The following is a 20,680-nucleotide window of genomic DNA, read 5'->3' as shown; positions in this document are numbered from 1 at the left end:
CGGCCCCCGAATATGTCGATGTTTCCGAATATAACGGCGAACCGGCCGGTAGAGCGGCCCTCATCCATCGAGAATGCCTATACGGGAATGGCGCCATTCGTATTGGACACCTCCCGGCGACCACACGAAGGTTGTAGACATGACACTCTCCATCCCGTCCCCCGAGGTCGACGAAGACGACTTCCGCGAGATCCTCGCGCAGACCCGCGCGTTCGTGCGCAACGTGGTCGTGCCGCGCGAGCAGGAGATCGCCGAGACCGATGCGGTTCCCGAGGACATCCGCCAGGCCGCGAAGGACATGGGTCTGTTCGGCTACGCCATCCCGCAGCAGTGGGGCGGCCTCGGTCTGAATCTGCAGCAGGACGCGGAACTCGCGATGGAGCTGGGCTACACCACCTTGTCGCTGCGCTCGATGTTCGGCACCAACAACGGCATCGCCGGTCAGGTGCTCGTCAACTTCGGCACCGACGAGCAGAAGGAGCAGTGGCTCGAGGGCATCGCGTCCGGCGACGTCGTGGCCTCCTTCGCCCTGACGGAACCGGGCGCCGGTTCGAACCCGTCGGGTCTGCGCACCAAGGCCGTGCGCGACGGCGACGACTGGGTGATCACCGGTGAGAAGCGGTTCATCACCAACGCTCCGCTTGCGAACCTGTTCGTCGTGTTCGCCCGCACCCGACCGGCCGACGAGAACGGCACCGGCATCGCCGTCTTCCTCGTCCCCGCCGACACCCCCGGCGTTCGGGTGGGCAACAAGGACGCCAAGATGGGCCAGGAAGGTGCCTGGACCGCAGACGTGCACTTCGACGACGTACGCGTGCCGAACTCCGCGCTCGTCGGGGGCAGCGAGGACGTCGGGTACAAGGCCGCGATGGTCTCCCTCGCCCGCGGCCGCGTGCACATCGCCGCGCTGTCTGTCGGGCAGGCCCAGCGCGCCCTCGACGAGTCCGTCACCTACGCCGCGACCGCCACGCAGGGCGGCAACCCCATCGGCAACTTCCAGTTGGTGCAGGCGATGATCGCCGACCAGCAGACCGGCGTCATGGCCGGCCGCGCCCTCGTCCGCGACGCTGCCAAGGCGTGGGTCGAGGAGACCGACCGCCGTATCGCGCCGTCGGTGGCGAAGCTGTACTGCACCGAGATGGTCGGCAAGGTCGCCGATCTGGCGGTGCAGATCCACGGTGGCACCGGTTACATGCGTGAGGTGCCGGTCGAGCGGATCTATCGCGACGTGCGTCTGCTGCGTCTGTACGAGGGCACCAGCGAGATCCAGCGCCTGATCATCGGAGGCGGCCTCGTGAAGCAGGAGCAGAAGAAGAACTCCTGACGCAGATACGAACACGCCCCCGGCATTCGATGCCGGGGGCGTGTTCGGGCGGTGTCAGGAAACCGTCAGGCGCGAACGCAGATCCGTCTTGAGGATCTTGCCCGCAGCGGAGGTCGGAAGGGCCTCGACCATCACTACCTCGCGAATCTTCTTGTAGGGCACGACACGTTCGGCGACGAACGCCTTCAGCTCCTCCTCGTCGACATCCTCGCCGGCAATCGGGACGACGAAGGCGACGGGCTCCTGGCCCACGGCACCGACGTCACGACCCACCACCGCGGCGGTGGACACCTTCGGGTGCGTCACCAGAATCTCCTCGAGCTCACGTGGATACACGTTGTAGCCCTTGTAGATCAACATGTCCTTCGCCCGGTCGGCGATGAACACGTAACCGTCGGCGTCCACGTAGGCGATGTCGCCGGTCGCGAGCCAGCCGTCGACGTACTGCTCGGCTGTGATGTCCGGATGCCCGAGGTAACCGCCGGTGACCTGGGGGCCACGCACCCACAGTTCTCCCCGCTCGTCCGGCCCGAGGACGACCGACGGGTCGCCCTGCGCGCGGATCTGCACCTCGGTGTCGAAGATCGGCAGTCCGACGCTGCCGAGGCGGTATTCGGTGCCGACGACGAGCGGCATCGCCGTGACCACACACGTGCCCTCGGTCAGCCCGTACCCCTCGGCGATACGCGCATTGGGGAATGCGCGCTCGAGACTTTCGAGGGTCACGTGGTCGATCGGCGCCGCACCGGACGCGACAACCCGCACGGTCGACAGATCCCGGACAGCGACATCGGGGTGCTCGGCGAGCGCATGCCACATGGCGGGACTGCCCGTGATGTAACTGGCTTCGTACTGCTCGATCAGAGCGAGCATGTGCCCCGGCTCGAACCGTCCGGCAAGTATCTGGGTCAGGCCGCAGGCGAGGAGGAACGACGTGTTGATCAACGCGTGTGCGTGGAACAGCGGGGATACCACGATCGTGGCCCCGTGGGCCGGGACGACGCCGGCAACGTCCAGATCGTCGATCGGTTCGAGCGAGATCCGCCCGTCGACGTCGGCGACCAGCTGATGGCCGGCTCGCCACGCACACATCTGGGTGACGTTTCCGACGACGTTGCGCTGCAGTACCCGCACTCCCTTCGAAACGCCGGTCGTGCCACCGGTATACGCGATGTGCGCAATGTCGTCCGGGCCGGTGACGACCGGCTCGAATGTCGTGGGGCGTTCTTCCAGTGCATCACCGAAATGCACGGCACGGGAGCCGTTCACCGCCTCGTCGGAGACGACTGCGATCAAGCGCACACTCGTCCCCTCCGCGGCTCGGAGCAAGGTGTCGAGTTGCGCGGCACCAGTGACCGCCGCGACCGCGGAGGTCTCCTCGATCTGGCGCCGCAGACCGGGTTCGGGCTGGAGCGGATTGACCAGCGTGACCGCCGCCCCCACCCGGAGCGCGCCGTAGTAGGCGATGTGGAACTCGACGCAGTTGCCCAGGTGCAGGAGAACGACGTCGCGGGCTCGCACCCCGGCCTCGTGGAGCACGCTCGCGAACTGCGCCGACCGTGCGTCGAGGTCGTTGTAGGTGAGGACCCGGTCGCCGTCGATCACTGCCGGCCGGTCGCCGTAGACGGCGGCGAGGCTCGGCGCCCACACCGCCATCGTCGTCGCCGGGTACGACAGCCTTCGCTGTGCGAGATCGGAAGCCGAAGTCATGGTCGACGCCCGGCTCAACGCGGTGCCATACGGATGGCGCCGTCGAGGCGGATGGTCTCACCGTTGAGGTAGCCGTTCTCGAGGATGTCGGTCGCGAGGCGGCCGAACTCGTCGGGTCTGCCTAGACGGGACGGGTTGGGCACCGTCGCCTCGAGCGACTTGCGGACGTCGTCGCGTAGACGGGCGAGCAGCGGGGTGTCCATGATGCCCGGGGCGATGGTGTTGACGCGGATGCCCTTGCTGGCGAGGTCGCGTGCGGCGACGATCGTCATGCCGACGATGCCGGCCTTGGATGCCGAGTAATTGATCTGGCCGATCTGGCCCTCGAAGGCCGCGACGGAGGCGGTCATGACGACGGCGCCGCGCTCGTCCTCGATGAGGTCGAGCTCGGCCATGCGCTCGGCGCCGAGACGCAGCGCGTTGAACGAGCCGATGAGGTTGAGGCGGATCACGAACTCGAAATCCTCGAGCGAACCGGCCTTGCCCTCCTTGTCGAGGACACGCATCTTGCGTCCGGCGCCGGCGCAGTGCACGACACCGCGCAGACCGCCGCGCTCGTGCGCGACATCCAGTGCTGCCGCGAACTGCTCCGAATCGGTCACGTCGCCGGGGGCGAAGACGGCGCCGTCGCCGAGTTCCTTCGCGATCTCCTCACCGTTCGAGCCGGGGAGGTCGATGAGAGTGACGTTGCCACCGGTCGCCAGGACGCGACGTGCGGTGGCGAGGCCGAGACCGGATGCTCCGCCGGTGACGGCGACGGACAGACCTTTGAGTTCCATTGTGCTTCCTTCGAGTTCGTAGCAGCTGGGTGACGAAGTGGAATCAGGACGGCTCGGAGAGCTTTCGAATCAGAGCACTTCGAGGATGGTGGCGTTGGCCATGCCGCCGGCTTCGCACATCGACTGCAGTCCGTAACGGATGCCGTTGTCGCGCATGTGGTGCACGAGGCGGGTCATGAGGATGGCACCGGATCCGCCGAGCGGGTGACCGACACCGATCGCGCCGCCGAGTGGGTTGAGGCGGTCGGGCTTCGCGCCGGTCTCGACCTGCCATGCGAGCGGCACCGGTGCGAACGCCTCGTTGATCTCGAAGGCGCCGATGTCGTCGATGGACAGGCCGGAACGCTTCAGTGCCTTCTCGGTGGCGGGGATCGGGCCGGTGAGCATGACGACCGGGTCGTCGGCGGCGACGACGGCGGTGTGGATGCGGGCGAGCGGGGTCCAGCCTTGTGCCGCAGCGTATTCGCTGGTGGTGATGAGCAGGGCGCCGGCGCCGTCGGAGATCTGCGAGGAGTTGCCGGCGTGGATCACCCCGTCCTCCTTGAAGACGGTCCTGAGCTCGGCGAGTGACTCGAGGCTTCCGCCGCGGCGGATGCCCTCGTCGGTGGCGAAGTCGCCGACCGGGGCGATCTGTCCGGTGAACGCGCCCGCGTCGGTGGCGGCCGCGGACAGTTCGTGCGAGCGCAGCGAGAATTCGTCGAGCTGCGTGCGGGAGAAACCCCACTTCTCCGCGATCATCTCCGCCCCGATGCCCTGGCTGAAGCCCGCGACCTCGAAGCGGTCGAGCACGTTCTGCGGGAAGGGCCGGCCGTCCTTGCCGGCGCTGCCCATCGGCACGCGGCTCATGGACTCGACACCACCGGCGATCACGACGTCGTTCTGTCCGGAGATGACGGTCGCGGCGGCGAAGGACACGGCCTGCTGGCTCGATCCGCACGCGCGGTTGATCGTGGTGGCGGGCACGGTGACCGGCCATCCGGCCGCGAACACGGCGCTGCGCGAGACGATTCCGGCCTGGTCGCCGACCTGGCTCACGCAACCCCACTGGACGTCGTCGATCGTGGCGGGGTCGAGGCCGGTCCGCTCGGCCAGCACGGTCAGCACGTGTGCGGACAGGTTGACGGGGTGGATCTCGGACAGTGCACCACCGCGACGTCCGATGGGAGAACGGACGGCGTCGACGATCACGGCATCGCGCATGCGAATCGGTCCTTTGCTGTTGCGGGACACGGCTGCCGGGCAACCGTGATGGGAAACGACGACCGGCCGGGTGGTGGTCCTCACAGTCGAGGAGACCATGCACCCGGCCGGTAGGGGAAAGTCTTTCGGCGGAAGCTTCCGTTAGGTGGAAGCTATGCCGAACTGGTCAGGCCGCGGCCCGGATGATCTTGCGATCGCGCTCCGGGTTCGCGAGGAACAGGACCAGGATCGCGGCGAGCGCACCGAGTGCACCGATGACCTGGAAGGCCGTTGCGTAACCCTCCGCCGCAGTGGCGGCGTTGTCGACGAGGACACCCGTGCCGTAGGGGGCGACCAGACCGCCGACGGCCATCAGCGCGAGGAAGACCCCCATCGTGCCCGCGGTCTGCTGCGGCGGGCACAGCTCGGAGATCGCGGCGTTGATGAGCGGGAACGCGATGGCACCGAATCCGTAACCGATGGAGACGACTGCGACGGCGAGACCCGGCGTGCCGATGGAGGGGAGGAAGACCAGGATGGCACCGCAGATGAGCACGCCGACGGCGGGCACGATGATGCGGACGACCCGCGAACGGTAACCCTTGGCGCTGAGACGGTCGGTGACCGTGCCCGAGCTGATCATGAGGAACAGTCCGATGATGGACGGCAGGGCGAACATCGAGCCGGCCTGCAGAGCGCTGTAGCCGAGACCGACCTCGAAGTAGGACGGCAGCCAGGTCAGGACGACGGTGGTCAACGCGTAGACGACCATGATCAGGATCGCACAGCTGAGGAAGGTGCGGGTGAGGAAGATCCTGCGCCACGGCACGGACGGTTCGGTCTGCACGGCGGAGGCGGCGGTCGCGGCGCCCTTGACGGCCTTGCTGGTGTAGGGACCTTCCTTCCAGCCGAGGAGCCAGCAGCCCATCCAGACCGCACCGAGGATCGACAGCGAGATCAGCGCGGCACGCCATCCCCACTCGACGGTGATGAAGGTCAGGACGGGAGCGAGGGCGATCTTGGCAACCGAGGCGGAACCGGCCAGGAAGGCGCCGGGCAGGCCACGCTTGGCCGGCGGGTGCCACGAGTACGCGGCGGTGTGCATGAGTGCCGAACTCGGTCCTTCGGCGAGACCGAGCAGCATGCGGGTGACCACCAGCATCGCGAAGCTCGCGCTGACGACGAGCGGCAGCATGACCACCGACCAGATCAGGCCGAGGGCCAGCAGGGCCCAGCGGAGGGTCATGTACTTGTTCAGCGGCCCGGCGAAGAATCCGCCGACGGTGAATGTGACGAAGAACAGCGAACCGACCAGGCCGATCTGGGAGGAGCTCATGCCGAGCTCACGCGCCAGAGGCTGGGCGATGATGCCGAGGACGGCCTTGTCGGCGTAGTTGACGACGTAGAGGAAGATGACCAGGCCGGTCATGCTCCACGCGCGGCCCGGGGTCACGAGAGGTGTCGAGCCGGTCACCGGCCGGCCGGGTCCGTCGGCGGTGGCCGACTTGTCGTGCGCGATTTCGCCTGTGGTCACTGAGAGTCCCTTCAGAACTCGAGCGGGATGGCCGACTTGCGAACAATCTGCATGTCGCTGTCGGAAGAACGTCACGCCTGGCGTCTGCATGTATTGAACGTGAGCCAGGTCACCCGACACAAAGAGCGGAAGATGAACGAATCGATCACTGAAACCTATGACCCCTCACCGGGCGGATTCGGTCCGCATCGAGTATTGGTCTGCGCTAACCGAGCGATAGCCGATCGGCGCTGTTCCCGGCGGCAGAACCTGGGCATGCTGACTGTGCCCGAAACAATCTGCGACGACGAGCGAGCCCAGCATGAATTCCACCGCTTCCACCGACGAGCTGCCCTCGTCCACTGCACCCCTCGCGGGAGTGCGCGTGGTCGAGGTGTCCAGCTTCGTGGCCGCACCCCTGTGCGGCATGACCCTGGCCGCGCTCGGCGCCGACGTGATCCGGGTCGACCCGATCGGCGGTGCCGCCGACTACCGTCGCTGGCCGGTCACCGACGACAACGAGTCGATCTACTGGGCCGGCCTGAACAAGGGCAAGCGGTCGTTCGCAGCGGATTTCCGTAATGCGGACGCGCAGAAGCTGATCCGCGACCTGATCATCGATGCCGGCGTGCTGGTCACCAACGCTGCCGGTCGCTCGTGGCTCGACTACGACGAGCTCGCCGCGATCCGCCCCGACCTGATCCACGTGCAGGTCCTCGGTCGCGCCGACGGCACCGGTGCCGTCGACTACACCGTCAACGCCGCCGCGGGCTTCCCGCAGGTCACCGGCGCCGAGAACGTCTCGACCCCGGTCAACCACGTGCTGCCCGCCTGGGACGTCTCGTGCGGCCTGTACGCCGCCCTGTCGGTCGCCTCGGCCGTCTATCGCCGCGAGATCACCGGTGCCGGAACGAAGGTTGTGCTTCCGCTCGAGGACGTCGCGTTCGCGACCGTCGGCAATCTCGGCTACATCGCCGAGGCCCAGCTCGGCCGTCCCGTCCGGGAGAAGGTCGGCAACTCCGTCTACGGCACCTACGGCGGCGACTTCGCCACCAGCGACGGCGCACGCTTCATGATCGTCGCGCTCACGCCACGGCACTTCCGCGATCTCACCGGGCTCACCGGCACCGCCGACGCCGTGGCCGCCCTCGAATCCGCACTGGGCGTGAACTTCCGCGACGAGGGCACCCGGTTCGAACACCGTCACGTGCTGAACAGCCTGTTCGGCGCCTGGTTCGCCCGTCACACCGCCGACGAGGTCGAGAAGACCCTGGCCGGCACCTCTATCCTGCACGAGCGCTACCGCACCTTCGCCGAGCTCGCCGCCGACCCGCGCGTGACCGACAACCCGATGTTCCACAAGCTCGACCAGCCGCGCATCGGCAGCTACCACGCACCGAGCACCCCGATGTCCTTCGACGGCCGGTACCCCGAGGTCCGTCCCGCGCCGGCCAACGGCGACGACACCGCCGAGGTGCTCACCGAACATCTCGGGCTGACCGACGACGAGGTCGACGCCCTCGCAGCATCCGGCACCATCCGCATCTCCCCGAAAGAGCACGCATGACCCGCCTCGCCCAGACCCTCGGTCTGACGGAATTGCAGTCCGAGATCCTCGACACGGTCCGCACCTTCGTCGACCGCGAGATCATCCCGAACGCTCAGGAACTCGAGCACTCGGACACCTACCCGCAGGCCATCGTCGACCGGATGCGCGATATGGGTCTGTTCGGGCTGATGATCCCCGAGGAGTACGGCGGACTCGGCGAGTCGCTGCTGACCTACGCGCTGTGCGTCGAAGAACTCGCCCGCGGCTGGATGAGCGTCTCGGGTGTCGTCAACACGCACTTCATCGTCGCGTACATGATCCGCCGGCACGGCACCGAAGCGCAGAAGCAGTACTATCTGCCGCGCATGGCCACCGGCGAGGTCCGCGGCGCGTTCTCGATGTCCGAGCCCGAACTCGGCTCCGACGTCGCCGCGATCCGCACCAAGGCCGAGCGCGACGCCGACGGCGACTACGTCATCAACGGCCAGAAGATGTGGCTGACCAACGGTGGTAGCTCCACCCTCGTCGCAGCGCTGGTCAAGACCGAGGAAGGCTCCGACAAGGCGCACAAGAACCTCACGGCGTTCCTCGTCGAGAAGCCCGCCGGCTTCGGTGAGGTCGTCCCGGGCGTCACCATCCCCGGCAAGATCGACAAGATGGGGTACAAGGGCATCGACACCACCGAACTCGTCTTCGACAACTACAAGGCATCGGCCGATTCGATTCTCGGCGGTGAGCCCGGCAAGGGCTTCTTCCAGATGATGGACGGCGTCGAGATCGGCCGCGTCAACGTCTCGGCCCGTGCCTGCGGTGTCGCGATCCGTGCCTTCGAGCTCGCCGCGCGGTACGCCCAGCAGCGCACCACCTTCGGTAAACCCATCGCCCAGCACCAGGCGATCTCGTTCTCCCTCGCGGAGATGGCCACCAAGGTCGAGGCGGCCCACCTGATGATGGTCAACGCCGCCCGCCTGAAGGACTCGGGTGAGCGCAACGACGTCGCCGCCGGCATGGCGAAGTACCTCACCAGCGAGTACTGCTCCGAGGTCACCCAGGCCAGTTTCCGCATCCACGGCGGATACGGCTACTCCAAGGAGTACGAGATCGAACGTCTCATGCGCGAGGCTCCCTTCCTGCTGATCGGTGAGGGCACCAGCGAGATCCAGAAGACCATCATCGGCAAGGGCATCCTCCGCAGCTACGCACTGTAATAGATTGCGCCGCAATTGGATCGGTTTCCATACCTATACATCCGGAAGGACAACGCGTGAAGCGTACGGTATTCGACGAGGATCACGAGGCGTTCCGGCAGACGGTGCGCGACTTCATCGCCAAGGAAGTCACTCCCGTCTACCACGAGTGGGAAGACGCCGGCCACCCGCCGCGCACGTTCTACAACCGCCTCGGCGAACTGGGCATCCTCGGAATCCAGGCGCCCGAGGAGTTCGGTGGCGGCGGCGAGTCGTCACTCAAGTTCAACGTTGTCGTCGCCGAGGAAACCTCCGCTGCCGGCGTGACGTTCGGCTCGTACTCGGTGCACTCGAACCTGATCCTGCCGTACCTCATGGAGAACGCCACCGACGAACAGAAGCAACGGTGGATCCCCGGATTCGCTTCGGGCGAGCTGATGTTCGCGATCGCAATGACCGAGCCCGGCACCGGTTCCGACCTCGCCAACATCGCGACCACCGCGAAGCTGTCGGAGGACGGCAGCCACTACGTCGTCAACGGCGCGAAGACGTTCATCACGGGCGGTGCCCTCGCCGATCGCATCCTCGTGGTGTGCCGGACGACTCCGTTCGATCCCGACAACCGTCGCGGTGGCCTGTCGATCCTGGTCGTCGACACCACCTCCGAAGGTTTCTCCGTCGGACGCAAGCTCGACAAGATCGGCCTCAAGGCCTCCGACACCGCCGAACTGTCGTTCGACGACGTGAAGGTGCCCGTCACCGATCTGCTCGGCAAGGAGGGTGAGGCCTTCTCGTACCTGACGCAGAACCTCGCCCAGGAACGCCTGACGATCGCGTTCGGTGCTGCCGCCACCGCCGCGGCCGCCATCCAGCACGCGATCGCATACACCAAGGAGCGCAAGGTTTTCGGCAAGCCCGTCGCCTCGTTCCAGAATTCCAAGTTCGTGCTCGCCGAGTGCTCGACGGAACTGCAGGCGATGCAGATCATGGTCGACAACGCGATCGAACTCAACGACCGCGGTGAGCTGTCGGTGGCCGACGCGGCCCGCGCGAAGCTGTTCTCGACCGAGGCGGCCGGCCGCATCATCGACAAGTGCCTGCAACTGCACGGTGGGTACGGATACATCACCGAATACCCCATCGCGCGCCTGTACGCGGACACCCGTGTCAGCCGCATCTACGGCGGCACCAGCGAGGTCATGAAGACGATCATCGCCAAGGATCTCGGCCTGTAGGTCTGCTGAACCATTTCGGTGGAGTGGACCCGCGACCCGGGGTCCACTCCACCGAAGTCTTTTCCGGCTATCGTCTTGCCCCATGCAACTGCTCGTGAAATCGAAACGGGTCATCGAGGCTCGGCTCAGTAGTTCCGCGGTCCGGGCACTGTCCGGGTCGATGGTGGCCTACGAGGGACAGATCACTTTCAAGTCCGCCGGGTTCGGCGGTGGCGAAGGCGTTCTCGCCGGTCTGCGGCAACGCGCGACCGGCGAGGGCCTGTCCCTCATGGAATGCGCCGGCACGGGCGTCGTGTATCTCGCGCACCAGGCGCAGGACGTCACGATCCTGGAGTTGAACAACGAGACCCTGCAGGTCGAATCCGAGCAGCTGCTCGCCCTGAGCGGAAACCTGAACACCAACGTCACCTTCGCAGGCCTGCGTGGCGGCATGAGCGGGCAGGGGCTGTTCACCACCACCGTCACCGGCACCGGACAGGTCGCGTTGCTGTCGGCCGGGGGTCCGCTCATCCATCTCGAGGTGTCGCCACAGTATCCGCTCGTCGTCGATCCCGACGCCTTCGTGTGTGCGAAAGGCCAACTCTCGCAGTCGTTCGTCACCGACGTGTCGTGGCGCTCGGCCATCGGTCAGGGCAGCGGCGAGGCGTTCTCCCTGAAATGGGACGGCGTGGGCGTCGTCTCCATCCAGCCGGCGGAACGGTAGGAACAGATGAGCTTCACGAAGATCAACGGCAAGGTCGTCCGTGTCGACCTGCGGCAGTCCGGTCCCGTCGTGGCGCGGCGCGGCGCGATGCTGTTCTACACCGGCAACGTGCGGTTCTCCCCTCACGGCGTTCCCGGCGGGGCCGGGGGTGCGCCCGGCCTCGGCGGACTCGCCGGCATGGCGGGGCGCATGCTGCAAGGCGAGCACGAGGCCACGATGCTCGCGCAGGGCGACGGTGTCGTGCACTACGGCTTCCGCGGACTAGAGACGCACATCGTCGACATGTCCGCCGGCGGGGAACTGCGCGTGGAGGCCTCCCGCCTGCTCGCTCACACACCCGGACTGCAGTCCGCCGTCGTCTCGGTGGCCGCGGCTTCCGGTGGCGGCGGTGGCGGTGGGGGTCTGTTCGGTGCGCTGCGGGGCGCGGCCACCGGCGCGATGACCGGCACGGGCATGTTCACCACCCAGCTGACCGGCCAGGGTGCGGCGGTGCTGCTCGCCCACGGCGGAGTGTTCGAGCTGCAGGTGGGGGGCCCGACTCCGGTGGTCGTCGACCCGCAGGCGTTCGTGGCGTCCTACGGCCCGGTCCGCACCGAGCTGAAGTCCTCGATGAGCTGGCGGAACGTCGGGCGCACCGGCGGGGAGGCCATGCAACTCGAGTGCACCGGTCAGGGAATCGTCTACGTGCAGGCATCGGAGGAGAAACTGTGAGTACCGTCCTGAATCCCTCGAGCTTCACGGGCAGCGACAACGTGCCCGGTAACTCGTACGCCTACTGCATCGACCTGCAGTCGCCGTGGTTCCTGTCGAAGGGCGCGATGATCGCCTACTACGGGCAGATGCAGTTCTCGGCGCTCACCCACGGTTTGCAGGGCGGCCTGCTGCAGATGGTGGCGCAGCAGTTCTCGGCGCCGCTCTACCTCGGCGATTACGTCGTCGCCGAGGGCTTCGGGAAGCTGATCCTCGGCGACCGCGGTTACGACATCAACTCCTACGACCTCGACGACGGCAACCTCACCATCCGTCAGGCGAACCTGCTCGCGTTCGAGCCGGGCCTGTCGTTGAACCAGTCGATCGTGCCGGGCTTCCTCACCCTGATCGGCACGGGCCGGTTCCTCGCGTCGTCGAACGGCCCGGTGATGTTCGCCGAACCGCCACTGCGGGTGGATCCGGAGGCGCTGGTCGGATGGGCCGACTGTCCGTCCCCCAGCCACCACTACGACGAATCGTGGATCACAGGCTTCGTCTCTGCCGGGGCGCGCCGTTTCGGGGTGCAGTCGGGCGAGGAGCGGCAGTTCGATTTCACCGGTGCGGGCACCGTCCTGATCCAGTCCAGCGAGAAGGTCCTCGACGATTCACCGCTGGTGCGCACGATCGAGAACCAGATCCCGGGCCTCACGTCGCCGGGACTACAGCGGATCAACCAGGTGGTGTCGCAACAGATGCAACAACAGCAACAGCTGTGACACACCCTGGCGGGGAACTGGGCACAACACCGATCCGCACCCCTCGTTCTGTGACTACGCTCACAAGCTAGGCTAGCCTAAGCCGGTGTAAGGTTTGGACTACCTAAGTGAGTGTTCCCTCGGTCGCAGAAAGGTGGCTCTGATGATCGTCTGCAGTTGCCACGCTCTTACCCACCACCACATCGAGGCCGAGGTGGCCGCGGGCGCACGATGCACCCGCGAGGTGAGTGCCAAGTGCCGCGCCGGCACCGATTGCGGCAGCTGCGTCCGGAACATCTCGGCGATCATCCGGCAGGCACGCGGGCGGAATGAGACCATCGAACTCGAGACCGCCGTGTAGCCAGCCCCTACCCGGCGGTAAACCTGATGGTTCACCCCGGGAGGTGCCATGAAGGGCGACAAGAAGGTCATCGAGTTGCTCAACGAACAACTCACTGCCGAGCTCACCGCGATCAACCAGTACTTCCTGCATTCGAAGATGCAGGACAACCGCGGATGGGCGAAACTCGCGAAGCACACCCGCGACGAGTCGTTCGACGAGATGCGTCACGCCGAGAGACTCACCGATCGGATCCTGTATCTCGACGGGCTCCCCAACTACCAGCGCCTCGGGGCGTTGCGTCTGGGCCAGACCGTCAAGGAGATGCTCGAGGCCGACCTGCAGGTGGAGATCGAGGCCCGCGACCGGCTCCGGAAGGGATCGGAGTACATGCGCTCGGTCAGCGACATCACCTCGGCCAACATCTTCGAGGAGATCCTCGCCGACGAGGAGGAACACATCGACTACCTCGAAACCCAGCTCGATCTGATCGAGCAACTCGGTGAGCCGTTGTACCTCGCCCAGCACATCTCTCCGCCGGAATAACCCGGCACGACGGAACGGGCCGCGGCACTGCGCCGCGGCCCGTTTCTCTATGCTGTGGGACACACCAGCCCGTCGTCGGTGGAGAGGAAGACCATGAGCGATTCGTCCGTGACCGTGGTGCACAACGCCGAGAAGCAACGTTACGAAGTCCGGGACGACGACGCCGTCATCGGGTACACGCAGTACCACCCCGACGACGACGGTCGCCTCGTCTTCGACCACACCGAGATCGACAAGGGCTACTCCGGGCAGGGACTCGGGGGCACACTCGTCGGTTTCGCTCTCGACGACGTCCGCGAACGCGGCAAGCGCATCGTCGCGATCTGCTCGTACGTCGACAAGTTCGTCACCGAACACCCCGACTACCAGGATCTGACTACCTAGACATGCACGCGGGCGCGGCACGACCGGGTGGGTCGTGCCGCGCCCGACGCAGCTGTTCCGGTCGGATGCGACCGGATCAGTGTCCTGCGCGATTGCGCAGGTCGAGTGCGACGTCGGTGATCATGTCCTCCTGACCACCGACGAGCCCGCGGCGGCCGATCTCGACGAGGATGTCGCGGGTGTCGAGACCGTAGATGCTCGCGGCAGTCTCGGCGTGACGCAGGAAGCTCGAGTACACGCCGGCGTAGCCGAGGGTGAGGGTCTCGCGGTCGACCTGCACCGGACGGTCCTGCAACGGACGCACGAGATCGTCGGCGGCGTCCTGCAGCCCGAACAGATCACAGGAGTGCTTCCATCCGAGCAGGTCGGCGACGGCGACGAACGGCTCGATCGGGCAGTTACCGGCGCCGGCACCGTGTCCGGCCAGCGATGCGTCGACGCGGATGACGCCTTCCTCGACGGCACACACGGAGTTGGCGACCGACAGCGACAGGTTCTGGTGCGCGTGGATGCCGATCTGAGTGGTCTCGTTCAGGACCTCACGGTAGGCACGCACACGCTCGCGGACACCGTCCATCGTGAGGCGTCCGCCGGAGTCGGTGACGTAGACGCAGTCGGCACCGTAGGACTCCATGAGCTTCGCCTGCCGGGCGAGCTCCTCGGACGGAGCCATGTGCGACATCATCAGGAAGCCGGACACGTCCATGCCGAGTTCCTTCGCCGCGGCGATGTGCTGCGCGGAGACGTCGGCCTCGGTGCAGTGCGTCGCGATACGCACCGACCGCACGCCGATCTCGTAGGCGCGCTTCAGCTCGTGGACGGTTCCGATTCCGGGCAGGAGCAGCGTGGTGAGAGTCGCCGAGTTGATCGCTCCCGCTGCGGCTTCGAGCCACTCCCAGTCGGTGTTGCTGCCGGGGCCGTAGGTCAGGGAGTGACCGGCGAGACCGTCGCCGTGCGACACCTCGATGGCGTCCACACCGGCACGGTCGAGCGCACCGGCGATCTTCGCGACGTCCTGCGGCGTGATGCGGTGACGGATGGCGTGCATGCCGTCGCGCAGGGTCACGTCCTGGATGTACAGAGCCGTTCCGTCGCCTGCGAATTCGCGAGTCGTCGTCGTTGCCGCGGTCATGCCGTCACCTGATCCTTCGTGCGTGCCGCCACGGCGCGTGCGACCTGCAGCGCCGCAGAGGTCATGATGTCGAGATTGCCCGCGTACTCGGGCAGATAGTGTGCTGCGCCCTTGACCTCGAGGAACACCGCGACCTTCCACAGGGGACCGGTGTGGTCGGTGAGCGTCGCCATGGACTCGGTGACCTCGGTGAACTGCACCTCCTGCTTGAGGGCGTAACCGGGCACGTACTCCTGGACCTTCGCGACCATCGCTTCGACGGACGCGACGATCTCGTCCTTGCGGTCCTCGCCGACGAGCGCGAGCACGGTGTCGCGCATGATCATCGGCGGTTCGGCCGGGTTGAGGATGATGATCGCCTTGCCGCGCGTGGCACCACCGATCTTCTCGATGGCCTGCGAGGTGGTCTCGGTGAACTCGTCGATATTGGCGCGGGTACCGGGACCGGCCGACTTCGAGGAGATCGAGGCGACGATCTCGGCCCAGTGCACCTTGGTGACCTGGGAGATAGCGGCGACGATCGGGATCGTCGCCTGTCCACCGCAGGTGACCATGTTGACGTTCGGCGCGTCGAGATGCTCGGTGAGATTCACCGGCGGCACCGTGTACGGGCCGATCGCGGCCGGCGTGAGGTCGATGAGCATCTTCCCGTGCGGGCGCAGGAGCTTCTCGTTGTACTCGTGTGCCTTCGCCGACGTCGCGTCGAAGACGATCTCGATCTCGTCGAACCGGGGGTGCTCGAGGAGGCCCTCGACGCCCGTGGAGATGGCATCGATACCGAGACGCTTCGCCCGGGCGAGTCCGTCGGACTCGGGGTCGATACCCACGAACGCGATGGTCTCGAGTTCGGCGTCCGCCAGTCGCTTGATCTTGATGAGCAGGTCGGTGCCGATGTTGCCCGACCCGATGATGGCAACCTTGGTGGTCATGAGTTCTCCTGTGCGGTGGAGCTTTCGGAAGAGAAACGCGCTGTCACGGTGCCGAGCGAGGAGATCTCGGCGCGGACCGTGACACCGGGGGGTGCCGGAACCATGGGGCCGAGTGCGCCCGACAGCACAACCTGCCCTGCGCGCAGGGGCTGCCCGAACTCGCGTGCCGTGCGAGCGAGCCACAGCAACGCGTTCAGGGGATCGCCGAGGCACGCCGCGCCGGTCCCCTCGGAGACGAGTTCGTCGTCGACGTACATCCGCATGGTGACGTCGATCGGCTCGAACTCGTCGAGGGTGAGCGTCTGCGAGCCGAGCACGTAGAGGCCGCTGGAAGCATTGTCGGCGACGGTGTCGGTGATCTTGATGTCCCAGCCGTCGACGCGGCTGTCGACGATCTCGAGTGCGGCGACCGCGTGCCCGACGGCGGCCCGGACGGTCGCGAGATCGAGATCGTCCGAGTCGAGGTCGGCGGCGAGGACGAATGCGATCTCGGCTTCGGCCTTCGGCTGGAGCAGACGGTCGCTGGGTACCTCGTCGAGGCCGGTGACGTCCATGTCGTCGAAGAGCACGCCGAAGTCGGGACGATCGACACCGAGCTGCCCCTGCACCGCCGGGGACGTCAGGCCGATCTTGCGGCCGACGATGCGGGCGCCCGCGGCGAGCCGGCTGTCGGTGAGCTGTTGCTGCACCGCGTACGCCAGGTCGATGTCGGTCTCCCCGATCAGATCGCGGACCGGGCCACACGGCACGGCGCTGCGCATGGCCTCGATGAGGCGGTCTGCCGCACCGGCGACGCGGGTGCGATCCGCCACGGATGGGGTGTTGGAGCTCGTAGTCATCACGTCCTCGTCCTTCGATGGTCGATCCCCATCGTTACCGGGACACACGCTCCGGCATAGCGTGAGGTTCCGGTGAGTGGAACGCTCGGCCTCACAAGTTGCGGATGGCCTCGCGACGGGCGTGGGTGGCAGCGATGCCCGCGGCGGCGGCCTTCACCGCACCCCCGTGTTTCTCGGGACGGAATCGGGTGACCGGACCGGTGACGCTCACCGCCGCGATCGGGCGCTCGTCCTCGTCGAAGATCGGGGCGGCGACACAGGCGAGTCCGACGGCGGACTCCTCGAATTCGAACGCCACGCCACGCTCCACCACGGTCGCCAGGTTCGCGCCGAGCCGGCCGGGGGTCGTGATGGTCCGGGGAGTCTTGCGCGACAAGCCGGCCTCGACCACCTCCGCCAGCAGTTCCGGTGGGGAGAACGCGAGAAGAGCCTTGCCGATCCCGGTGCAGTACATGGGCATTCGCCCGCCGATCCGGGACGGTGTGGAGGCGGGCCGGTGCCCGCCGATCTTCGAGACGTAGACGACCTCGACTCCTTCGGGGACACCGAGGTGCACGGTCTCGTGGGTGCGCTCGTACAGATCCTCCATGAACGGGATCGCGACCTCGACCAGCCCCCGCTCGACGGAGGCACGCAGACCGAGTTCGAAGAGCTGACCGCTCAGGCGGTATCCCGCCGGATCCTTGTCGAGCAGGCGGACGGCGACGAGATCGGTGACGACGCGGTGCAGCGTCCCCTTGGGTAGTCCCGTGCGCCGGCCCAGTTCGGCGAGGGTGAGCACATGGTCGTCCGCGGTGAACGCCCACAGCACGGTGACAACCTTGCCGAGCACCGTGTTGGTGTCCACCCCGTCGCCCGGCGGACGGGCATGCACCGGCGACTCGCGTTGTCCTTCCACGTGGCTCAGGTTAGGACACCACGCACCGCATCCGGGACGGGCGCCCGCGCTGGCATCCTGGATGTGTGACCGAGCGCAAGCGGTGGGATCTGACGTTCGAGACGTGGATCGAACGGCAGATCCGCGTGGCGCAGGACCGGGGCGATTTCGACGATCTGCCCGGATACGGCAAACCCATCCCCGACCACGGCGACGACGATCTGTGGTGGGTGAAGAGTTATCTGGCGCGTGAGGGTCTGTCGACGGAGGCGCTGCTGCCGCCCGAACTGCAGTTGCGGCGCGAGATCGAGCGGCTGCCCGGCACGGTCGGCTCGGCGCCCAGTGAGAAGGTGGTGCGCGACATCGTCTCCGATCTCAACCGGCGGATCGCCGACTGCCTGCGTTTCCCGAGCGGCCTGCCCGTACCGATCCACAAGGTCGACGCCGAGGAGATGGTGGAGGTGTGGAAGGTCGAGCGGGCACGTCGTCGCGAGGAGGCCCGCACGGCCCTGAACTCGACGCGACCCCGGCTCGAGACGGAGTCCGAGACCGGGGTCGCGCGGAGAAGGTGGATCTTCCGGTGGTTCCGCAGGCGGAACCGGCCCGTCGTCAGGGAAGGGTGAGCGGTGCTCCGGTGGCGGCGCGCACCTGATCCTCGGTGACGCCCGGGGCGCACTCGGTCAGGACGAGGCCGTCGGCGGTCACGTCGATCACCGCGAGGTTGGTGACGATGCGCTGGACCACGCCCTCGCCGGTGAGCGGCAGCGAGCACTGCGAGACGATCTTCGGGTTGCCCTGCTTGTCGGTGTGCTCCATGAGCACGATGACCGTGCGGGCCCCGTGGACGAGATCCATCGCCCCGCCCATGCCCTTGACCATCTTGCCGGGCACCATCCAGTTGGCCAGATCGCCGGTGGCCGAGACCTCCATGCCGCCGAGCACCGCGGTGTCGATGTGGCCGCCGCGGATCATGCCGAAGCTCAGCGCCGAGTCGAAGAAGGCCGCGCCGGGATCGACCGTCACGGTCTCCTTACCGGCATTGATCAGATCCGGGTCGACGGCGTCCTCGGTCGGATACGGCCCGGTGCCCAGGATGCCGTTCTCGCTGTGCAAGGTCACGTGCACCCCCTCGGGCAGGTAGTTGGGGATCAGCGTCGGCAACCCGATGCCGAGGTTGACGTACTCCCCCGGAGCGAGTTCGCGTGCGGCTCGCTCAGCCATCTGCGTGCGCGTCCAGCCCAGTGTCTCGACAGCTGTGGTCATGTCTCTACGCTCCCTTCCCGGCGCTGACGGTGCGCTTTTCGATCTGCTTGTCCTGGACACCGGTGTGCACGACCCGGTTCACGAAGATGCCCGGCAGGTGCACCTCGCCGGGATCGATCTCGCCCGGCTCGACGAGTTCTTCGACCTGGGCGATGCACACACGCCCGGCCATGGCGGCGAGCGGGTTGAAGTTCATCGCGGCCTTGTTGAACACGAGGTTGCCCTCGGTGTCGCCCTTGAGGGCGTGCACGAGCGAGAAGTCGGCGGTGATGGACTCCTCGAGCACGTACCGCTTGCCGCGGAACTCGCGGATCTCCTTCGCCGGCGACGCCACGGCGACCGATCCGTCGGCGTTGTACTTCCAGGGCAGTCCGCCCTGCGAGATGGGGGTGCCGACCCCGGCGGGGGTGAAGAAGGCGGGGATGCCCGCGCCACCGGCGCGGAGCTTCTCGGCGAGGGTGCCCTGCGGGGTCAGCTCGACCTCGAGCTCACCCGAGAGGTACTGCCGGGCGAATTCCTTGTTCTCCCCGACATACGACGCGGTGACCCGGCGGATACGCTTGTCTGCCAGCAGGATTCCGAGACCGTGTCCGTCGACGCCACAGTTGTTGGAGAACACCTCGAGGTCGGTGGTGCCGGTGTCGGCGATGGCCTGGATCAGGATGTCGGGGATGCCGCACAATCCGAATCCGCCCACCGCGAGAGTCGCACCGTCACGGATATCGGCGACGGCCTCCGCCACCGTGTCGAACACTTTCGTTGCCAATTCACACCTCTCGGGATCCGGGGAGCCGCTGGGTGCTCCGCTGAACCGATCACGTCCACTGGATGAACGCGGTCACATTCCTGGGATCTACTAAAGATCGGGCAGGTAAGGAACACAAGTGCTTCGAGAAATCTTCCGGCAATTGGTCGTACATCGAACAGAGATCGTCAATCCGTTCACTCAGTGGACGTATGATCGGGACATGTCATCCGATGCCCGGGGTCAACTGGTCGCGCGGATCGCCGCTCTGCTGCGCACCGTCTCGTCACACGAGCCGGAAGGGGTGACGACCTCGGAGGTCGCCCGCGCCACCGACCTCGCCCGGCCCACCGTGCACCGGCTGCTCAGCTCGCTCGCCGAGGAAGGGCTCGTCGACCGGGATCCGGCGTCGGGACGCTGGGCCCTCGGACCCGAGCTGTACCTGCTCGGGTCGCTCGCCTCCGTGCGCTACGACATCACCGATCTCGCCGGTGACGTGCTGCGCGACCTGGCGCGCGCGACCGGCGAGAGCGCCTTCCTCTCGGCGCGGCGGGGCGACGAGACGGTGTGCCTCGCGAGCGAGGAGGGCAGCTTCCCGCTGCGCTCGCACGTGCTCCACATCGGGATCCGCTTCCCGCTCGGGGTGGCGTCCGCGGGTCTGGCGATCCTCGCGCACATGCACGACCAGGACATCGCGGCGTATCTGTCGCGGGTCGATCTCACCGCGGAATGGGGACCGGACCATGCACGACCCGCACTGGAGAAGCGCCTCGAGGCCACGCGACTGGCCGGCTACGCCGTCAATCCGGCCCTTCTCGTCGAAGGCAGCTGGGGAATGGGCGCCGCGGTGTTCGATCACCGCGGCACCCCGACCTGGGCATTGAGCCTGACCGGCGTGGAGAGCCGGTTCCGGCCCGATCGTGTGCCCGAACTCGGTGAGGCGCTGCTCGACAGCGCCCACCGTCTCACTCAGTTGTTGCGTCACCGTCCCCGGTGACGCA

Annotated in this window: 22 protein-coding genes; 12 read left to right on the top strand and 10 right to left on the bottom strand. The window is 66.9% G+C overall.

The window, feature by feature from the left end:
* Positions 1–139: 139 nt before the first annotated feature.
* Positions 140–1,324, top strand: a complete 1,185-nt coding sequence (locus EQ874_RS01935) for an acyl-CoA dehydrogenase family protein (protein WP_064062386.1) — start codon at positions 140–142, stop codon at positions 1,322–1,324.
* A 54-nt stretch (positions 1,325–1,378) separates the two neighbouring features.
* Here the strand turns inward: EQ874_RS01935 and EQ874_RS01930 are convergent, their stop codons facing one another.
* The 4 genes from EQ874_RS01930 to EQ874_RS01915 all read right to left on the bottom strand — a co-directional run bounded on the left by EQ874_RS01930 (position 1,379) and on the right by EQ874_RS01915 (position 6,526).
* On the bottom strand, positions 1,379–3,034 hold the full coding sequence (locus EQ874_RS01930; RefSeq protein WP_129975222.1) for an AMP-binding protein: 1,656 nt from the start codon (positions 3,032–3,034) through the stop codon (positions 1,379–1,381).
* A 14-nt stretch (positions 3,035–3,048) separates the two neighbouring features.
* On the bottom strand, positions 3,049–3,813 hold the full coding sequence (locus EQ874_RS01925) for an SDR family NAD(P)-dependent oxidoreductase (protein WP_064062384.1): 765 nt from the start codon (positions 3,811–3,813) through the stop codon (positions 3,049–3,051).
* Positions 3,814–3,882: 69 nt separating this feature from the next.
* Positions 3,883–5,013, bottom strand: a complete 1,131-nt coding sequence (locus EQ874_RS01920) for a thiolase family protein (protein WP_129975220.1) — start codon at positions 5,011–5,013, stop codon at positions 3,883–3,885.
* A 166-nt stretch (positions 5,014–5,179) separates the two neighbouring features.
* The gene (locus EQ874_RS01915; protein WP_129975218.1) at positions 5,180–6,526 is read right to left on the bottom strand and encodes an MFS transporter; all 1,347 of its coding nucleotides are present in this window, start codon (positions 6,524–6,526) and stop codon (positions 5,180–5,182) included.
* Between the two features lie 301 nt (positions 6,527–6,827).
* On the opposite strand from EQ874_RS01915, the gene EQ874_RS01910 reads away from it, so the two are divergent.
* The 9 genes from EQ874_RS01910 to EQ874_RS01870 all read left to right on the top strand — a co-directional run bounded on the left by EQ874_RS01910 (position 6,828) and on the right by EQ874_RS01870 (position 13,894).
* Positions 6,828–8,072, top strand: coding sequence for a CoA transferase (locus EQ874_RS01910; protein ID WP_129975216.1), 1,245 nt, complete (start codon positions 6,828–6,830; stop codon positions 8,070–8,072).
* Positions 8,069–9,262: an acyl-CoA dehydrogenase family protein gene (locus EQ874_RS01905; protein WP_064062380.1), complete on the top strand. Its 1,194-nt coding sequence runs from the start codon at positions 8,069–8,071 to the stop codon at positions 9,260–9,262. The genes EQ874_RS01910 and EQ874_RS01905 overlap by 4 nt, the downstream gene beginning before the upstream one ends.
* 56 nt (positions 9,263–9,318) lie before the next feature.
* Complete coding sequence (locus EQ874_RS01900) at positions 9,319–10,476, top strand: acyl-CoA dehydrogenase family protein (RefSeq protein ID WP_064062379.1); 1,158 nt, start codon at positions 9,319–9,321, stop codon at positions 10,474–10,476.
* A gap of 82 nt (positions 10,477–10,558) precedes the next feature.
* Positions 10,559–11,179: an AIM24 family protein gene (locus EQ874_RS01895; RefSeq protein WP_064062378.1), complete on the top strand. Its 621-nt coding sequence runs from the start codon at positions 10,559–10,561 to the stop codon at positions 11,177–11,179.
* A gap of 6 nt (positions 11,180–11,185) precedes the next feature.
* Positions 11,186–11,890, top strand: coding sequence for an AIM24 family protein (locus EQ874_RS01890; RefSeq protein WP_129975214.1), 705 nt, complete (start codon positions 11,186–11,188; stop codon positions 11,888–11,890).
* Positions 11,887–12,645: an AIM24 family protein gene (locus tag EQ874_RS01885; protein WP_064062376.1), complete on the top strand. Its 759-nt coding sequence runs from the start codon at positions 11,887–11,889 to the stop codon at positions 12,643–12,645. The genes EQ874_RS01890 and EQ874_RS01885 overlap by 4 nt, the downstream gene beginning before the upstream one ends.
* Before the next feature lie 142 nt (positions 12,646–12,787).
* Positions 12,788–12,985, top strand: coding sequence for a (2Fe-2S)-binding protein (locus tag EQ874_RS01880; protein ID WP_026002802.1), 198 nt, complete (start codon positions 12,788–12,790; stop codon positions 12,983–12,985).
* Between the two features lie 48 nt (positions 12,986–13,033).
* Positions 13,034–13,510 (top strand): bacterioferritin, encoded by a 477-nt coding sequence (gene bfr, locus EQ874_RS01875; RefSeq protein WP_016931957.1) that lies wholly within the window; start codon positions 13,034–13,036, stop codon positions 13,508–13,510.
* A 93-nt stretch (positions 13,511–13,603) separates the two neighbouring features.
* Positions 13,604–13,894: a GNAT family N-acetyltransferase gene (locus EQ874_RS01870; protein ID WP_064062375.1), complete on the top strand. Its 291-nt coding sequence runs from the start codon at positions 13,604–13,606 to the stop codon at positions 13,892–13,894.
* 76 nt (positions 13,895–13,970) lie between these two features.
* On the opposite strand, the gene dmpG is transcribed toward EQ874_RS01870, so the two are convergent.
* The 4 genes from dmpG to EQ874_RS01850 form a co-directional block, all read right to left on the bottom strand.
* A complete protein-coding gene (gene dmpG / locus EQ874_RS01865; protein WP_016931955.1) occupies positions 13,971–15,026 on the bottom strand; it encodes a 4-hydroxy-2-oxovalerate aldolase in 1,056 nt (351 codons plus the stop codon).
* Positions 15,023–15,955: an acetaldehyde dehydrogenase (acetylating) gene (locus tag EQ874_RS01860; RefSeq protein ID WP_129975212.1), complete on the bottom strand. Its 933-nt coding sequence runs from the start codon at positions 15,953–15,955 to the stop codon at positions 15,023–15,025. The genes dmpG and EQ874_RS01860 overlap by 4 nt, the downstream gene beginning before the upstream one ends.
* On the bottom strand, positions 15,952–16,794 hold the full coding sequence (locus EQ874_RS01855) for a fumarylacetoacetate hydrolase family protein (RefSeq protein ID WP_016931953.1): 843 nt from the start codon (positions 16,792–16,794) through the stop codon (positions 15,952–15,954). Before EQ874_RS01855 ends, EQ874_RS01860 begins: the two co-directional genes overlap by 4 nt.
* 91 nt (positions 16,795–16,885) lie before the next feature.
* A complete protein-coding gene (locus tag EQ874_RS01850; RefSeq protein ID WP_129975919.1) occupies positions 16,886–17,641 on the bottom strand; it encodes an IclR family transcriptional regulator in 756 nt (251 codons plus the stop codon).
* Positions 17,642–17,757: 116 nt separating this feature from the next.
* Between EQ874_RS01850 and EQ874_RS01845 the strand changes: the two genes are divergently transcribed.
* Positions 17,758–18,294 carry a DUF1992 domain-containing protein gene (locus EQ874_RS01845; protein WP_016931951.1) on the top strand — a complete coding sequence of 179 codons (537 nt, stop codon included), beginning with the start codon at positions 17,758–17,760 and terminating at the stop codon, positions 18,292–18,294.
* On the opposite strand, the gene EQ874_RS01840 is transcribed toward EQ874_RS01845, so the two are convergent.
* Positions 18,281–18,934, bottom strand: a complete 654-nt coding sequence (locus tag EQ874_RS01840; RefSeq protein WP_129975210.1) for a CoA transferase subunit B — start codon at positions 18,932–18,934, stop codon at positions 18,281–18,283. The genes EQ874_RS01845 and EQ874_RS01840 overlap by 14 nt on opposite strands.
* A 4-nt stretch (positions 18,935–18,938) precedes the next feature.
* A complete protein-coding gene (locus EQ874_RS01835) occupies positions 18,939–19,700 on the bottom strand; it encodes a CoA transferase subunit A (RefSeq protein WP_129975208.1) in 762 nt (253 codons plus the stop codon).
* A gap of 202 nt (positions 19,701–19,902) precedes the next feature.
* Here EQ874_RS01835 and EQ874_RS01830 point away from each other — a divergent pair, with 202 nt between their 5' ends.
* Entirely contained in the window at positions 19,903–20,676 is a 774-nt protein-coding gene (locus EQ874_RS01830; protein WP_129975206.1) for an IclR family transcriptional regulator, read from the top strand.
* Positions 20,677–20,680 lie beyond the last annotated feature (4 nt).

This window comes from Rhodococcus sp. Q1, from assembly GCF_004153645.1.
GTDB lineage: Bacteria > Actinomycetota > Actinomycetes > Mycobacteriales > Mycobacteriaceae > Rhodococcus > Rhodococcus gordoniae.
Note: the sequence above shows the minus strand (reverse complement) of the source record. Positions and strands in the feature narration are given on the sequence as shown.

What these genes read in the sequence shown, in the direction of transcription:
- EQ874_RS01935 (WP_064062386.1), top strand. Translation starts at nt 140, where the DNA reads ATGACACTCTCCATCCCGTCCCCCGAGGTCGACGAAGACGACTTCCGC.
- EQ874_RS01930 (WP_129975222.1), bottom strand. Translation starts at nt 3,034, where the DNA reads ATGACTTCGGCTTCCGATCTCGCACAGCGAAGGCTGTCGTACCCGGCG.
- EQ874_RS01925 (WP_064062384.1), bottom strand. Translation starts at nt 3,813, where the DNA reads ATGGAACTCAAAGGTCTGTCCGTCGCCGTCACCGGCGGAGCATCCGGT.
- EQ874_RS01920 (WP_129975220.1), bottom strand. Translation starts at nt 5,013, where the DNA reads ATGCGCGATGCCGTGATCGTCGACGCCGTCCGTTCTCCCATCGGACGT.
- EQ874_RS01910 (WP_129975216.1), top strand. Translation starts at nt 6,828, where the DNA reads ATGAATTCCACCGCTTCCACCGACGAGCTGCCCTCGTCCACTGCACCC.
- EQ874_RS01905 (WP_064062380.1), top strand. Translation starts at nt 8,069, where the DNA reads ATGACCCGCCTCGCCCAGACCCTCGGTCTGACGGAATTGCAGTCCGAG.
- EQ874_RS01895 (WP_064062378.1), top strand. Translation starts at nt 10,559, where the DNA reads ATGCAACTGCTCGTGAAATCGAAACGGGTCATCGAGGCTCGGCTCAGT.
- EQ874_RS01890 (WP_129975214.1), top strand. Translation starts at nt 11,186, where the DNA reads ATGAGCTTCACGAAGATCAACGGCAAGGTCGTCCGTGTCGACCTGCGG.
- EQ874_RS01880 (WP_026002802.1), top strand. Translation starts at nt 12,788, where the DNA reads ATGATCGTCTGCAGTTGCCACGCTCTTACCCACCACCACATCGAGGCC.
- bfr (WP_016931957.1), top strand. Translation starts at nt 13,034, where the DNA reads ATGAAGGGCGACAAGAAGGTCATCGAGTTGCTCAACGAACAACTCACT.
- EQ874_RS01870 (WP_064062375.1), top strand. Translation starts at nt 13,604, where the DNA reads ATGAGCGATTCGTCCGTGACCGTGGTGCACAACGCCGAGAAGCAACGT.
- dmpG (WP_016931955.1), bottom strand. Translation starts at nt 15,026, where the DNA reads ATGACCGCGGCAACGACGACGACTCGCGAATTCGCAGGCGACGGAACG.
- EQ874_RS01860 (WP_129975212.1), bottom strand. Translation starts at nt 15,955, where the DNA reads ATGACCACCAAGGTTGCCATCATCGGGTCGGGCAACATCGGCACCGAC.
- EQ874_RS01855 (WP_016931953.1), bottom strand. Translation starts at nt 16,794, where the DNA reads ATGACTACGAGCTCCAACACCCCATCCGTGGCGGATCGCACCCGCGTC.
- EQ874_RS01840 (WP_129975210.1), bottom strand. Translation starts at nt 18,934, where the DNA reads ATGACCACAGCTGTCGAGACACTGGGCTGGACGCGCACGCAGATGGCT.
- EQ874_RS01830 (WP_129975206.1), top strand. Translation starts at nt 19,903, where the DNA reads ATGTCATCCGATGCCCGGGGTCAACTGGTCGCGCGGATCGCCGCTCTG.